This is a genomic window from Methanococcoides vulcani (assembly GCF_900111645.1).
Taxonomy (GTDB): Archaea; Halobacteriota; Methanosarcinia; order Methanosarcinales; family Methanosarcinaceae; genus Methanococcoides; species Methanococcoides vulcani.
This window is the reverse complement of sequence record NZ_FOHQ01000004.1, coordinates 1-13,875: the sequence shown is the minus strand read 5'-3', so window position 1 is coordinate 13,875 and position 13,875 is coordinate 1. Positions and strand designations below refer to the sequence as shown.

Annotated in this window: 15 protein-coding genes, 1 tRNA gene and 1 rRNA gene; 8 read left to right on the top strand and 9 right to left on the bottom strand. The window is 43.0% G+C overall.

Annotation, left to right across the window (positions count from 1 at the left end; all coding sequences use genetic code 11):
* Positions 1–3 precede the first annotated feature (3 nt).
* Positions 4–822, bottom strand: coding sequence for a molybdopterin-synthase adenylyltransferase MoeB (gene moeB, locus BMX02_RS06815; RefSeq protein ID WP_091689950.1), 819 nt, complete (start codon positions 820–822; stop codon positions 4–6).
* A 304-nt stretch (positions 823–1,126) separates the two neighbouring features.
* On the opposite strand from moeB, the gene thrC reads away from it, so the two are divergent.
* The 3 genes from thrC to BMX02_RS06800 all read left to right on the top strand — a co-directional run bounded on the left by thrC (position 1,127) and on the right by BMX02_RS06800 (position 3,660).
* Positions 1,127–2,374 carry a threonine synthase gene (thrC, locus tag BMX02_RS06810; protein WP_091689949.1) on the top strand — a complete coding sequence of 416 codons (1,248 nt, stop codon included), beginning with the start codon at positions 1,127–1,129 and terminating at the stop codon, positions 2,372–2,374.
* Between the two features lie 21 nt (positions 2,375–2,395).
* Positions 2,396–2,671, top strand: a complete 276-nt coding sequence (locus BMX02_RS06805; protein WP_091689948.1) for a ubiquitin-like small modifier protein 1 — start codon at positions 2,396–2,398, stop codon at positions 2,669–2,671.
* A gap of 80 nt (positions 2,672–2,751) precedes the next feature.
* The gene (locus tag BMX02_RS06800) at positions 2,752–3,660 is read left to right on the top strand and encodes an ABC transporter substrate-binding protein (protein WP_091689947.1); all 909 of its coding nucleotides are present in this window, start codon (positions 2,752–2,754) and stop codon (positions 3,658–3,660) included.
* Positions 3,661–3,886: 226 nt separating this feature from the next.
* On the opposite strand, the gene cysN is transcribed toward BMX02_RS06800, so the two are convergent.
* The 4 genes from cysN to BMX02_RS06780 form a co-directional block, all read right to left on the bottom strand.
* Complete coding sequence (gene cysN / locus BMX02_RS06795; RefSeq protein WP_210409160.1) at positions 3,887–5,431, bottom strand: sulfate adenylyltransferase subunit CysN; 1,545 nt, start codon at positions 5,429–5,431, stop codon at positions 3,887–3,889.
* On the bottom strand, positions 5,428–6,336 hold the full coding sequence (gene cysD / locus BMX02_RS06790; protein ID WP_091689945.1) for a sulfate adenylyltransferase subunit CysD: 909 nt from the start codon (positions 6,334–6,336) through the stop codon (positions 5,428–5,430). The genes cysN and cysD overlap by 4 nt, the downstream gene beginning before the upstream one ends.
* Before the next feature lie 42 nt (positions 6,337–6,378).
* Positions 6,379–7,122, bottom strand: coding sequence for a phosphoadenylyl-sulfate reductase (locus BMX02_RS06785; protein WP_091689944.1), 744 nt, complete (start codon positions 7,120–7,122; stop codon positions 6,379–6,381).
* A 112-nt stretch (positions 7,123–7,234) separates the two neighbouring features.
* Positions 7,235–8,095, bottom strand: a complete 861-nt coding sequence (locus tag BMX02_RS06780; protein ID WP_091689943.1) for a 4Fe-4S binding protein — start codon at positions 8,093–8,095, stop codon at positions 7,235–7,237.
* Between the two features lie 220 nt (positions 8,096–8,315).
* On the opposite strand from BMX02_RS06780, the gene BMX02_RS06775 reads away from it, so the two are divergent.
* Complete coding sequence (locus tag BMX02_RS06775; RefSeq protein ID WP_091689942.1) at positions 8,316–9,275, top strand: inorganic phosphate transporter; 960 nt, start codon at positions 8,316–8,318, stop codon at positions 9,273–9,275.
* A gap of 56 nt (positions 9,276–9,331) precedes the next feature.
* Here the strand turns inward: BMX02_RS06775 and BMX02_RS06770 are convergent, their stop codons facing one another.
* Positions 9,332–9,559, bottom strand: a complete 228-nt coding sequence (locus tag BMX02_RS06770; RefSeq protein ID WP_091689941.1) for a hypothetical protein — start codon at positions 9,557–9,559, stop codon at positions 9,332–9,334.
* A 35-nt stretch (positions 9,560–9,594) separates the two neighbouring features.
* Here BMX02_RS06770 and BMX02_RS11865 point away from each other — a divergent pair, with 35 nt between their 5' ends.
* Genes BMX02_RS11865 through BMX02_RS06755 form a run of 3 tightly spaced genes read left to right on the top strand, consistent with a single transcriptional unit; the run spans position 9,595 to position 12,151 of the window.
* Positions 9,595–9,906: a glutaredoxin family protein gene (locus BMX02_RS11865; RefSeq protein ID WP_218138495.1), complete on the top strand. Its 312-nt coding sequence runs from the start codon at positions 9,595–9,597 to the stop codon at positions 9,904–9,906.
* Between the two features lie 47 nt (positions 9,907–9,953).
* The gene (pscS, locus tag BMX02_RS06760) at positions 9,954–11,147 is read left to right on the top strand and encodes an O-phospho-L-seryl-tRNA:Cys-tRNA synthase (RefSeq protein ID WP_091689939.1); all 1,194 of its coding nucleotides are present in this window, start codon (positions 9,954–9,956) and stop codon (positions 11,145–11,147) included.
* Positions 11,144–12,151: a DUF169 domain-containing protein gene (locus BMX02_RS06755; protein ID WP_091689938.1), complete on the top strand. Its 1,008-nt coding sequence runs from the start codon at positions 11,144–11,146 to the stop codon at positions 12,149–12,151. Before pscS ends, BMX02_RS06755 begins: the two co-directional genes overlap by 4 nt.
* Before the next feature lie 98 nt (positions 12,152–12,249).
* Here the strand turns inward: BMX02_RS06755 and BMX02_RS06750 are convergent, their stop codons facing one another.
* On the bottom strand, positions 12,250–12,483 hold the full coding sequence (locus BMX02_RS06750; protein WP_091690142.1) for a sulfurtransferase TusA family protein: 234 nt from the start codon (positions 12,481–12,483) through the stop codon (positions 12,250–12,252).
* Positions 12,484–12,864: 381 nt separating this feature from the next.
* Here BMX02_RS06750 and BMX02_RS06745 point away from each other — a divergent pair, with 381 nt between their 5' ends.
* Positions 12,865–13,161: a winged helix-turn-helix domain-containing protein gene (locus tag BMX02_RS06745; protein ID WP_177165257.1), complete on the top strand. Its 297-nt coding sequence runs from the start codon at positions 12,865–12,867 to the stop codon at positions 13,159–13,161.
* Positions 13,162–13,656: 495 nt separating this feature from the next.
* Here the strand turns inward: BMX02_RS06745 and rrf are convergent.
* Both rrf and BMX02_RS06735 read right to left on the bottom strand, forming a co-directional pair.
* A 5S ribosomal RNA gene (gene rrf, locus BMX02_RS06740) occupies positions 13,657–13,778 on the bottom strand.
* 24 nt (positions 13,779–13,802) lie between these two features.
* A tRNA-Cys gene (locus tag BMX02_RS06735) sits at positions 13,803–13,874 on the bottom strand.
* Position 13,875: the final 1 nt, after the last annotated feature.

Here is a 13,875-nt window from a genome sequence, read left to right as displayed (position 1 = left end):
ATTTTATCCAATACTACAGACCCCGCCTCCATCCTGGTAGTTCTCATCCTCAATTGATGTTATGGACGGAGCTTCACCACATACCGGGCATGAAGGATTCTTACGTATCTTGATCTCATCGAACGACATGTTGAAAGCATCATAGAATATAAGCCGGCCTACCAACATCTCACCTAATCCCAGCAGGTATTTGATAACCTCGGTTGCCTGAATGACACCGATGATGCCTGGAAGTACTCCGAACACCCCGGCTTCCTGACAACTTGGAACCATTCCTGCAGGTGGAGCATGCTCAAAGAGACATCTGTAACAGGGACCTTCATCGGGAAGAATGGTCGTTACCTGTCCTTCGAAACGGAAAATACTGCCATGTGAAAGAGGTTTTTTGGAAAGCACACAGGCATCGTTTACGAGATAACGGGTCGCAAAATTGTCGGAACCGTCCACTACGATATCGTAATCGTTTATGATATCAAGGATATTATCAGGATCGATCCTTTCCCGATAAGTGATGACGTTCACATCGGGATTTAAATTTTCAACATATTGCTTTGCAGATTCGACTTTTGGAATATCGACATTCCCGCCATGTATGACCTGTCTTTGAAGATTACTAAGGTCAACAACATCATCATCAACGATCCCGATAGTTCCAACCCCGGCAGCAGCCAGATATTGGATGATCGGAGATCCAAGCCCTCCTGCGCCTATACAGAGCACTTTTGAAGCTAGTAACTTGTGTTGTCCTTTCCCGCCAACTTCCTGCAGTATAATGTGTCTTGAATACCGCCGGATCTGTTCTTCAGTAAATTCGCCTATCATTTTTACCTCCCTGAAAACAATAAATCGCACTGAATTGTAATAGATCACAGTAGATCATAGTCTTGTAACGATGATCCATGACAGATTACAATTCGTGTCAGCATTTTCAAAAAAGTGCAATGTCCTGATAAATAGGTATAGAAAGCGGCAATTTTACGCAGTCATACTCCGGATAGCTCAAAAGCCAATTCATAAGGCACCAGATCAGAATATAGGCAATTATTGCCCCATAACTAACAGTAATAATATGACGTGTTATTATGTCGATTAGTTAATACCCATGAATTGTTAGGAGATTAATAAAATGAGTAAAGTAATTGGTTTAAAATGTAGAGAATGTGGTGCTGAATATCCAAGTGGAATCCAGAATACATGCTATGAATGTTTCGGACCGCTTGAAGTGCACTACGATTGGGATGAAATACAGAATACGGTAAGTAAGGAGAAGATCGCCCGAGGACCGCCGTCTATATGGAGATATGCCGACCTGCTTCCTGTTGATGGTACGAATTATGTTGACCTTGGTTCAGGTTATAATAAGTTGCATCATGCAAAGAACCTTGGGAAGGAACTGGGGCTTAAAGAATTATACATTCTTGATGATTCTGTCAATCCTACAAATTCGTTCAAGGACAGGGTAACATCAGTCGCGGTCAGCAAAGCTCTCGAACTCGGTGCTACAGCAATTGGCTGTGCCTCCACCGGAAATCTCGCATCCGCTGTAGGAGCACATGCCGCAAAAGCAGGAATTCCGGCATACGTTTTCATACCTTCCTCGATCGAACTTGGAAAGATAACACAGATGCTCACATACGATCCAAACGTCATCGCGGTTGACGGTACCTATGATGATGCAAATCGCCTTGCAAGTGAAGTTGCAGACCAGAATCCCGACTGGGCATTTGTTAACATAAACATAAGGCCATATTATACGGAAGGTTCCAGGACACTTGCCTTTGAAACTGCTGAACAGCTCGGATGGAATGCTCCGGATCACATCGTTGCACCACTTGGAAGCGGAGCACTGCTTTGTGCCCTTACCAGAGGTTACAGTGAACTTGAAAAGATAGGTTTAATCGACTCCGGCAGTAACATCAGGATATCGGGTTCACAGCCAACCGGTTGTTCTCCTATATCGACCGCTGTCCAGAACGACACGGAAGTCATCCCGATAAGGGAACTTGATACAATCGCCCACAGCCTTGCTATCGGAAATCCTGCTGATGGATACTATGCAAAGCAGGCGATCCAGAATTCAGGTGGTTATGCTGCATCTGTGACGAACGAGGAGATACTTGAGGCCATATCCCTACTTGCAAGAACTGAAGGCATTTTCACAGAACCTGCCGGCGGGACAACGGTTGCAGGTCTTAAGATCCTTGTCGAAAGCGGCCATATTCACCCCGATGAAAGAACAGTTGTATATGTAACCGGTAATGGTCTAAAGGCACAGGAAACTATTGCGGAGGCACTTGAAAGGCCTGAGTCGATCAATCCGTCGTATTCCGAATTCACGAAGAAGTTCAGCAATATAACAGAAAACAATAATTAATACATCAAGAGGTGAAGTTAAATGGTATCTATAAGATTTTCATCAGCATTGAACAACATAACAAGAACAAGGTCAACAAGCATCGATCTGGGCGATACTACAATAAAGACCCTTTTTGATAGACTTACTAGTGAATATGGCGAGGAGTTTGAAAGGCGCCTGTTTCAGGACGGACAGGTGCGAAGGTTCGTCAATGTTTATGTCAACGGGGAAGATATAAGGCATCTTTCAGGTCTTGAAACCGAAATAACCGATGCTGACGAAATTTCAATATTACCGGCAGTAAGCGGAGGCTGATACTAAAAAATAGGGAAGAGCAGGTTTTGGAACTAAGATACATAATAAAAGACCTGTAATTCCTTAAAATTGGTGAATCTATGATGGAATTGAGGATAGGACACCTTTCGACCATGTATCATACCTCATTCATACTGATGGGGACGAACTGGCTTGAAAAAGCAGGCATAAAGCCTGAGTGGAAACTTTTTGGAGGAGGACCTGCAATTATCCGTGCATTCGAGAACCACGAGCTCGATATCGGATATATTGGGCTTCCTCCTGCAATGATAGGGATTGATCACGGTTTGCGGATCAAGTGTATTGCAGGCGGTCATGTTGAAGGGACGGTGATGATCGCTACTCCTGAATTTATGACACTCGAAGAATGCAAAAATGACCGGACACTTTTTTTAAAACAATTCAAAGGATATTCAATAGCCTGTCCTCCGGGTGGTTCTATCCATGACGTAATTATCAGGAACTATATCAAAGAAGAAGGTCTTGAGACTGATATTTATGTCCTCAACTATGATTGGGCTGACATGATCCCCGAAGCCATAGCAGACGGGGAGATCAAAGTCGCAGTTGGAACTCCATCCCTGGCTATCGTGGCAAAGGGATATTGTGATACGAAAATAGTGATCCCGCCTGAAAAACTGTGGCCTGATAATCCAAGTTATGGAATAGTTACAACCAGTGAAATGATCGAAAACTCACCGGATACTCTTTTGAAGTTCATAGAATTTCATGAAAATGCCTGTGAATTCATCCGTCAAAATACCGAAGAAGCATCAAGGCTTGTTGCCGGGACGATTGGGATCATTGATGCGGATTTTGTGAACGATATGTATAAAGTATCACCAAAATACTCAGCAGGCATATCAGAAAAATATATCAGCTCCACCATGAGATTTGTAGATGTACTGAACGAACTCGGATATATCTCAAAGAAACTCGGGGAAAAAGATATCTTCAACCTTCGTTTTGTTGAAGAATTAAGACTTTAATCTGTATTTTTTCATTCATTTTTACTTTTTACTTTTTTTTACTTCTTTAGCTTTAATTATTAAGTTGCTCTTTTCGAATTTAAGCTCTAATAAAAAAGAAGTTAAAGAAAAAGCTACCTCTGTAATAACCTCTTCAGCAGTGTAGCAACAGGAAATGTGCCCATAATAGAGAGGCAATAACTCCGCACCCATCTATCAAATGCAGAGGTATCCCATCTCAATAAATTCAACTGCTCAAATGATCAGAGCACAAAACCACAGACACACCTGATTTCGTAACAATCTTGCACAAATCCTCAATTGTGTCGGAATATTGCTCACTGTCAACCGGGATTCCCTTGCAAAGGGTTTCCTGTAGCAGATCATCATCCACGTAGATACAATGCGTACCCTGCATGGAAAGGCGGTCATAATTGGCCTGTGCCTCTTCTTTTTTGTCTCCCGGATAACGAATAACCTTCGCCTTTACAGCTTTGCATGCTTTGTCAGGAGATACCTGATTGTATTTCGAGATCATGCCGGCAGCAGCCGTCTGATTGGTGTGGGGATCAATTACAATAAATGAACCTGTGATCTTGTTCTCAGAATAAATATCGGCAAATATCGGGGTTTTTAATTCAACCTTAACTTTTCCGATTTCATTTAAGCTCAAAAACTCCGAAGGTTTCATGCTGATGTCTTCAGGATCAAACTCATGAAGTACTTCTGCAAAATTTCCTTTCACCGTGCTGGTAGTATGCTTGATTAAATAATCTTTCCCGATTTCCATGGGAGCGCTATCCATCCATACTACATTCGCCTCCAGACTTCCGGCAATTACAGGAAGATTATCAACCTTCGCGATCATATCACCGCGGCTTATGTCAATGTCATCCTCAAGGCAAAGGGTTACTGCCATAGGAGCAAAGGCATAATCGAGGTCCCCGTCATACGTGACGATCCTTGAAATTTCACTCGTTTTTCCCGAAGGAAGAACTCTTACCTTCTCTCCTTTGTGGATAACACCTGAAGAGATTGTACCACAATAACCCCTGAAATCATCGCCTCCCCAGTTAACATACTGGACAGGGAACCGGAAATCAGTCAGGTTGCGACCACCGGATATATTTACATTCTCCAGGTAATCAAGCAGTGTCGATCCCTGGAACCAGGGCATATTGACGCTTCGTTCGATGACATTGTCACCTTTGAGGGCACTTATGGGTATATAATAAATTGATTCATCTGATAACTTATCAGAAAAAGCATTATACTCGCTTACAATATTTTCAAACACTTCTTCTGAATAGTCAACAAGATCCATTTTATTGACTGCAACTACAAAGTTCCGGATACCAAGAAGAGATGAGATAAATGAGTGCCGTTTTGTCTGTGTCACAACTCCGTTCCTGGCATCAATAAGAATCAGGGCAAGCGATGCATTTGATGCACCTGTAGCCATATTTCTTGTATATTGCTCATGCCCGGGGGTATCGGTAATAATAAAGCGCCTTTTTGGAGTCGAAAAAAACCTGTATGCAACATCAATTGTAATTCCCTGCTCCCTTTCTGATTTAAGGCCATCAGTTACCAGGGAATAATCAATATCCTGGTTCCTATGGGTTTTCGAGAATGTCTTAATTAAATCCAGTTGATCCTCGAATATTGATTTTGAATCGTATAATAATCTCCCAATAAGGGTTGATTTACCATCATCCACACTTCCTGCAGTGGCAAACCTCAATAGATCAATATTCTGATTTTGTTCAACCAAAGAGTCAGAACCCTTCAAAAGTATCCCTCCTTCTTCTTTTGCTCCATGGAGCTATCCTGATCGTGATCGATTATTCTTGTAATACGCTCGGAATGGCGGGCAACCATCATCTCCTCGATGATTTTCGGTAAAGTATCTGCCTCTGACCGTACTGCACCCGTACAGTAATGGCACCCCAGTGTCCTGAAGCGGCACATAACTTCCTTGACTTCTTCCTCGTGTTCATCCGTATAAACCGGAATTAGCTGGTTATGTTTCTCAATAACCGGTCTTTTCTTTGCGAAGTAAAGAGGAACGATCTCAATATTTTCATGGTAGATATATGTCCAGATATCAAGTTCGGTCCAGTTTGAAAGAGGGAATACCCTTATGGATTCCCCGGGATCTATCTTTGAATTAAAGAGGTTCCACAGCTCAGGTTTCTGGTCCTTCGGATTCCACTGGCCATGCTTGTCGCGGAATGAATAAATTCTTTCCTTTGCCCTTGATTTCTCTTCGTCTCTCCGGGCGCCTCCAAACGCTGCATCATAGCCGCCTTCCTTTAATGCGTCAAGGAGTGCTTTTGTTTTAAGCTCGGCACAACATTTGACAGTTCCCACTGAAAGGGGATTTATCCCTTTCTTAAGTGCTTCCTCGTTTCTGTGAACCTTTAGGTCAAGATTGTGCTTCTTTGTATAGTAATCCCTGAAGGCGTACATTTCAGGAAACTTGTATCCGGTATCAACATGCAATAAAGGGAAAGGTACTTTTTTCGGGTAAAAGGCCTTGATTGCAAGATGGGCCATCACCGACGAGTCCTTGCCTACCGAATACAACATCACTGGATTGTCAAATTCTGCAGCGACTTCCCTGATAATGCCTATGCTTTCCGCTTCAAGTGTCTTTAAATTTGAAAGCCGATAAGATTCTTCCGTAATGGCCATATTTGATCCTCCACTAATTTTTTTTCATAAATATTTTGACTGTCAAACTTGGGATTTAACATTTCCTGAATGAAGTCCACATTCTTTCTTGGTTGCTTCTTCCCACCACCAGCGTCCTTCACGTTCATGCTGACCTGGGAGAACCGGCTTGGTACATGGTTCACAGCCAATACTGACATATCCCTTCTCATGGAGTTCATTGTACGGGACATCGTTTTCCCTTATGTAATCCCATACCTGCTTAGAGGTCCAGTTTGCCAGAGGATTAAACTTCACAAGTGTACCATCACCGAACGCTGAATCAACTTCGATCACAGGGATAGATGCACGTGTGTTAGGGCTCTGGTCCTTACGCTGACCTGTAATCCATGCCGTTCTCTTGCTAAGGGAACGCCTTAATGGATCAACTTTCCTGGCACCACAACATTCTTCGTGTCCATCCTTATAGAATGAGAACATACCTTTATTGAGAACCAATTCTTCGGTCTTTTCCCTGTTTGCAAAGAAGATCTCCAGTGGGATGTTGTATTTGTCCCGGACCACATCGATAAATTTGTATGTTTCAGGATGCAGACGGCCGGTATCAAGGCAGAAAACACTTACATCTGCTTTGATCTTGGATGCCATATCGATAAGGATGACATCCTCAGCACCACTGAATGCAATAGAGATACCATTGTCAAACCTCTTCAAAGCATATTCAAGAATTTCCTGGGGCGAACTGTCTTTGTAGCCTTCAGCTAACTGTTCTATTTCTTTTATTAATTCCGGATTTGGTTCTGGCATAGTTCCATTTCCCGATCATTTTGATCAAATATTTGTTGAAATTATAATTATCAAAGCTCAAACGAAATAAGGTCCAGATAACAGCTATACACTGTTAATCCGGAACCTCGATTCATTCCAGCACAAAGGCCTTGAACTCTTCAAAGCCTACACGTTGGATAGTATCGCCAAAGCGCTCTCCTGAAGTTGCTTCCCTTTTGAAGAACTCCACTGATCTCTCAATAATTCTGAACAGAGTATCCTCGTCTACAAGCTCGGTCAGTCTGACACCAAGCCTTGGATGCTTCCCAACCTTGCCACCAACGTAGATCGTATACCCTTCTCTTGATTTGATCCATGCGTCCGTTGGACACATCAGGAGACACTGACCACACAGGTTGCATTTGTCCCTATCATAATACAGAGCTCCAGCCTCGACCTTGATCGCATCCACGGGACACACTGTTTGACAGAGACCACAATAGGTACATTCTTCCTCTACCCATTTTGGCTCAAGCCCCCCCATTACACCAAGATCGTTCTCCTGTGGTTTCATACATGATGACGGACAGCCCGTAACTGCAAATTTGAACTTGCCGGGAAGTTCCATGGCAAAGTACTTCTCATCGATTCTTTTTGCAATATCCTCTGCATCGATCAGCCCACGCGGACAGATGAGATTCCCCTGACATGCAACTACGCCACGAACTCTCGGACCACAGGTACCCTGATGAACATCTCTTTTCTCAAGTTCGTCAAGAAGATCCTCTGAATCCTCAAGCGGAACGTATGATATTTCAAGTCCCTGTCGTGCAGTTATGTGGACCTCACCCTTGCCATACTTCTCAGAAGCGTCGGCAAGTGCCCGAAGCTGATCAGAGGTTAGCTGACCACCAACAACACGAAGCCGCATTGAGAAAATATCCTCTTTTTGCCTCTGGCGAAGAAAACCGCCTTGTTTGAGTCTGTCATAGTTGATCGTCTTTGTACCCATGTATTATCACCCTAACTTCCGCAGATTGAAATATATAGGTATATAAAAAGGCAAAAGTTGCACTCTTTTTAGTGGTAATTTTAGCCACATTCCCCACTGCTATATAACAAGTTACCTTTCATTTGCTATATATTTACTCCAAATTAAACTTGTAAATAAAGCTAAGTAAGTCGAGATATATAAAATTAAACGGGACTATCTAAAAGGGGGTTATTAATAGATGATCATAGCACTGGCTGCGATTGCGTCTGCGGTCTTCATGGGGATCAACATTGGCGGGAACAATGCAGCAGCAGCTATGGGAGCAGCATATGGTGCAAGGGCCCGTACTAAAAAACAGGCAGTAATATTAATAGCCATTTTTTCCCTGCTTGGCGCTGTACTGAGCGGTGAGGATGTGATCAGGACGCTCGGGGAGGGAATAATTCCAGGTAATACAATAACCCTTACCGCAGCGATCATTGCAACAAGTGCAGCTGCTATCAGTCTTTTCATCGGGAACATACTAAAGGTTCCGATATCAGCAAGCCAGTCAGCAGTAGGAGCCATTGTAGGAATTGGTGTATTCTACGGGATACTCGATATTCAACTGCTTTCACAGATAGTCGGATGGTGGATAGCTACCCCGGTGCTTGCATTCGTTCTTGCTTATCTTTCCGGGAAGTACCTTCACCCCAGACTTGTCGTGTGGCTTGTAGAACATGAATCTGAAGCACAGATAAGAAGCACTATTGCAAAGCTTCTGACAGTAACCGGTTGTTATGTCGCCTATTCAGCAGGTGCAAATAATGCTGCCAATGCCGTTGGTCCTCTTGTAGGAGCAGGATTTATAGACCAGACAACGGGAGCCGTTATCGGAGGTCTTACACTTGGCATTGGAGCGATAGTGATAGGAGGTCGTATCCTCCAGACGGTCGGAACGGAAATAGCAGAGATCTGTACGATCCGTGCGATCTTCATTGAAGCGATCGCTGCGATCATTGTGCACGGTGCTTCCCTTCAGGGCATACCTGTGGCACTCGGCCAGGTAGTACCGGCAGCCATTATCGGCATTGGATGTGCTAATAAAGGCATGGATACGATGAAGAGTAAAACAGTAAAACGCATTGTAGTTATGTGGGTCACGTCACCACTGATAGCAGGTCTGATAGCATATACTGCTATCAGGCTTGTTTCCTGAACAAAAAAATAGATAATTATATTCCGGATCGATGTGTCGCAATATAAGCGACAGGTTCATCTGGGATTTTCTTTTTTAAGTAATTCTTCAGCCCTGTTCATAATTTCTTCATTATCGTCATAGATCTTCTGGATATTATCTTTTGCACGATTGAGGCGTTTTTTCAATAGTACAAGCTCCCTGTCTGAAAGATCGTACTCAGGGACATTATCGATCCATAGCTGCTGTACTTCGATAAGAGCATCGATCGCCGACTTTGTCCTGTTAATTGTTGTGGCATCCATAGAATATCTTATATATGCAAGATATTAATAAGGTAATGGGGGAGGCAATAATTGTCATGATGCCATTTGTTATTTATATGGCGGCCAATAAGCAATCGATGACATTAATAGAACTATATTATTCCGATATTTGCATGAACTGTCATTATGTAAGGAACCAGATAATAGACGTTCTTCCTAAAGGTGTTATGTTCAAGGAAATTAACGTAACAAGCCTTGAAGGTACTGAGAGAGCAAAGCAACTCGGGATAGAAGAAGTGCCTACTATCACTATTAATGGAGAGGTCGTGCTTATCGGACGAGTGGAAAAGGACGAGATACGAGAGGAACTTGAAGAGTTCCTTTGACTAAGAAGAATTGTATTAGACCAACCGAATTCAGGGGGAATTCCTAACTGAATCTTGATATTTATAAAAATTTGAACAGGGGTGTTGAAAGCACATACATTAACCTGAACCCTATCCAGCGTGGAGGAGTGCTTACCGCTGAAGCCAGAAAAGCAGCGCTTGAATTTGCGGATGGTTATTCAGTTTGTGACTTCTGTTTCGAATCAAGGGTAGATCTTGTCCAGAACCCACCCGTAAGAAACCTTACAGCAGATATTGCCGAATTCCTGAATATGGATGACGTGAGGTATACAGCCGGCTGCCGGCATGCAAAATGGGCGGTTATGCATATGGTTACCGAACCCGGTGAGACCATTGTACTGGATTCACTGGCACATTATACATCATATCTTGCAGCAGAGGCAAACCAGTTGAAAGTCGTTGAAGTACCACATAGTGGCTACCCTGAATTTACGATAGATCCTGACGGATACGCGGAAAAGTTCGAGGAAGTTGAACGCAATACCGGCTCACTTCCGGCACTGGCACTGCTGACACATGTTGATTATCGTTATGGTAATGTGGCAGATGCTGCATCCGTGGGTAAGATCTGTAAAGAATACGACGTTCCGTTCCTGCTGAACACAGCGTACTCCTCGGGAGTAATGCCTGTTGACGGGAAAAAACTTGGTGTGGACTTCCTGTGTGCTTCCGGGCACAAAAGCTGGGCGGCATCCGCCCCAATGGGAATACTCGCAACCACCTTCGAGTGGAACCAGCAGGTATTCGATAAGTCAACCATCAGAGGTGACTGGAGCGGACGCGGTTTCACTAAAAAGGAGGTTGCTCTGTTTGGATGTTCACCTGTCTTCGGAGTTCCGGTAATGTCACTGATGGCATCATTCCCGAGCGTTGTGGAACGTGTGAAGCACTGGGATGAGCAGGTAGAGAATGCAAGATACCTTGCCACACAGCTCGAGCGTATCGAAGGATTTCACCAGATGGGTGTCAAGCCGACAGAACATACACTTGTGGCATTTGAATCCCTGCCGCTCTTTGAGGCTGCTGCCAAGACCAAGAAACGAGGTTATTTTCTGTACCACGAACTGAAAAAACGAAAGATAATCGGAATACAGCCTGGTATGAGCAAGAGTTTCAAATTAAATACATTCGGACTCAGCAGAAAGCAGGTAGAGTATGTCGCCAACGCTTTCATTGAGATTGCAAGGAAATATGAGATACCGGTGGAGGATGAAGCATGAAATACACGGAACTAACAAAGCAGTTCAGGCAATTCTTCGAGTTGCCACTTACACCGGTTGCTGTGAAATTCAACAGCGATGATGATCCTAATATCCCGCATCCTATGCGTTATTGTGAGATAGTCAGAAAAGCTGCAGCGTTTGGTACGTCCTATACCTGTTCGGCTGACGATATGTCCTGTGCAAGCGCAGAACTTGCACTCGGGTTCACCGAACCTGCTTACGGGGATGTGTATCCAAGGGTGAAACCCGCGGATACCAGAACAATGACCGTTACACCACTTGACAAATGTGAATTCGAACCTGATGTGGTGGTGGTTGTCGGAACCGCCAGCAAGCTCATGCGTGTGGCAGCAACGTTGTCTAAAGTGAAAGGAGATATGGTAAATGCCAAATTCAAAGGGGAATTCGCGGTCTGTGGAGAATGTACTACCATTCCAATAATGGAAAACAAGGTGAACCTCTCACTTTTGTGTGCCGGAGCACGTATGTTCAGCGATTACAGGAACGATGAAATAGTATTCGGATTCCCTATGGAGGCCTTTGTTGAGCTCACAGAATCATTGAAGGAAGAGAGTATCACAAAAGCGCTTTGTGGCTGTCTTATGGACGACCTGCCGGCACGGTTGGTGGATGCTATCCTCGCACTCGGTTTCACGAAAGGTACGGATCATTTCATCGGACGTTTCGGGAATGAGATAGTGAGGCTATACATTCCAAAGGACGAAAGCGGAAAGAGCTCATCAGTAACCCTGCATGTCCCTGTTAAATTTAAAGATACGGATGCAGCAAAGGTTTCAGAAGATGTGGCATCCTGCCTGTTCGAAGACCCGATGAACTATCGTCTCAGGGATAACTGGGTTGATGTAATACTACTGATCGACCTCCACGAACCCATCAGACGTGCAGCCATGAAACCTGAAAAGTTCAACGCACTTGTCAACAATGGAATAGAGGTAATGCTGGATCGTGTTGCTAAATTCAAGCGCAAGACGATACAGTGAATCTTTAGTAAAAGTGATTACCCTATAATCTATAGGGGATCTACTTTTGTCTATTTTTAAATGAAAAAGATGATGAAAAAAGAGACTTGACCGAGAGATCAGGCTTTTTTAATATGGACTTTCCAGATGTTATTTTCTTCTTTGTCGATACCAAGAATGGTATGACCTTCATTCTTCACACTTTTAGGAACATTTGATATCGCAGATGCATAATCAAAGATAACTGTGAGATGTTCACCACTTTCCAGCTCCTCTAATTGCAATTTTGTTTTTACGAAAGTAAAGGGACAAATCTCCCCCCTGAGATCTAATTCGATCGAATCTTCAGTCATATTTTCACCTTTGGTCTTTAATATTGGAATGAAAATAGCTCTACCTGTAAAGATATAAGAGCTAAGATACAGGCAAATAAAGACGTATTCTTCATCAATCCAATGTAAGACTAGCAACACAAAACATTCTGCATATTTTATCCAATTGATGTGTTTTGCCGATATATTTATATAGTAGAGAATTGTATTCACAATTGTGACTTCACGATAGTGAAGTTGTAACGTGCCATATCAAACTATGGATACGACTAAGATTTAACCTATACAAAGGAGTAATGAAAATGAGGGATCGCTTTTGTTGACAATCACGAGAAAAACGTACAGATAAAGAAAAGCATCGAAGAGCCAAAGGACAAACACCTGAGAAAGACAATTGAAGGGTTGCCACCTTCTGCAAAACTTGTCTACAAGGTACTTGAATACGGTGGTCTTCTTACACAGAAAGAAATCGCCGAACAAAGTTATCTTCCTCCCCGTACCATCCGATATGCATTGGGCAGACTGAAGGATGAGGATTTCCTGCAGGAAAGATTCTACTTCAAAGACGCAAGACAAAGCTTGTATGGTCTGAAAGATATGACCAACCACCAGGTAACAGGAGAAACAGCTTCACAGGCTGAATTTGATTTTGCCAATGTATATACTGTCCCTAAGGAGTACGAAGTATTGGCAACATAAATTTAATTCTGTGAAAAACGGATCAACTCAACAACCTGAAAACCGAGTATCTTAAAAATATGATTGGTAAAAAGGTGTTACAACCAATGGCGGACTCATTGTGAGAACAATGGGTTCATCAGTTATTTTAAGCTATTTTCTATTTCATTTCCCAAAAATATCGTTTGTAAGTCGATAATGGAAATCAATTCTCAGAAGAATACATCTTCAGCTTAAATACTTTGAAAAGTATTGAAATTACAGTCAGACTATTAACGATGAATTGGAATATTGTATTTGTATTCAGATCTTTCAATTATTTCTATTCTCCACTGGTTCAATAATCAGTAAGAAGATGTAGCGCAGGTTGCAGAGATCAGTTCGACGAAACAGAAGTTAATCAGATTGGTATAACAATTCGAATCTGTAAAAGTGATCATGAATAGAAACATATCAGAACAGCAAAGTCAAAGCTAGTGAGTTAAGATCAGTTAAAGAAAAAGGGTAATAGAGTGAGCACAGCAGCGACGCAGATTTCCCGAGGACTCTCGTACCTCAGTACAGTAAGCAACGTGGGCAGGCTTATCTTCTGTGTTCGGAATGGGAACAGGAGTTGCCCTGCCGCTATGGCCGCCGTACTCTAACTCATATTAATGGATGAAAGCCAAGGTCCGGATTCGAACCGGAATGGAATCGCTCTGCAGGCGATTGCGTAGCCGCTCCGCCACCTTGGCA

Bases quoted from the DNA above. Each gene is read 5' to 3' on its own strand.
- BMX02_RS06775 (WP_091689942.1), top strand. From the start codon at position 8,316: ATGATCATAGCACTGGCTGCGATTGCGTCTGCGGTCTTCATGGGGATC.
- BMX02_RS06800 (WP_091689947.1), top strand. From the start codon at position 2,752: ATGATGGAATTGAGGATAGGACACCTTTCGACCATGTATCATACCTCA.
- BMX02_RS06750 (WP_091690142.1), bottom strand. From the start codon at position 12,483: ATGACTGAAGATTCGATCGAATTAGATCTCAGGGGGGAGATTTGTCCC.
- moeB (WP_091689950.1), bottom strand. From the start codon at position 822: ATGATAGGCGAATTTACTGAAGAACAGATCCGGCGGTATTCAAGACAC.
- BMX02_RS06755 (WP_091689938.1), top strand. From the start codon at position 11,144: ATGAAATACACGGAACTAACAAAGCAGTTCAGGCAATTCTTCGAGTTG.
- BMX02_RS06770 (WP_091689941.1), bottom strand. From the start codon at position 9,559: ATGGATGCCACAACAATTAACAGGACAAAGTCGGCGATCGATGCTCTT.
- BMX02_RS06785 (WP_091689944.1), bottom strand. From the start codon at position 7,122: ATGCCAGAACCAAATCCGGAATTAATAAAAGAAATAGAACAGTTAGCT.
- BMX02_RS06805 (WP_091689948.1), top strand. From the start codon at position 2,396: ATGGTATCTATAAGATTTTCATCAGCATTGAACAACATAACAAGAACA.
- cysD (WP_091689945.1), bottom strand. From the start codon at position 6,336: ATGGCCATTACGGAAGAATCTTATCGGCTTTCAAATTTAAAGACACTT.
- thrC (WP_091689949.1), top strand. From the start codon at position 1,127: ATGAGTAAAGTAATTGGTTTAAAATGTAGAGAATGTGGTGCTGAATAT.
- BMX02_RS06780 (WP_091689943.1), bottom strand. From the start codon at position 8,095: ATGGGTACAAAGACGATCAACTATGACAGACTCAAACAAGGCGGTTTT.
- BMX02_RS11865 (WP_218138495.1), top strand. From the start codon at position 9,595: ATGGGGGAGGCAATAATTGTCATGATGCCATTTGTTATTTATATGGCG.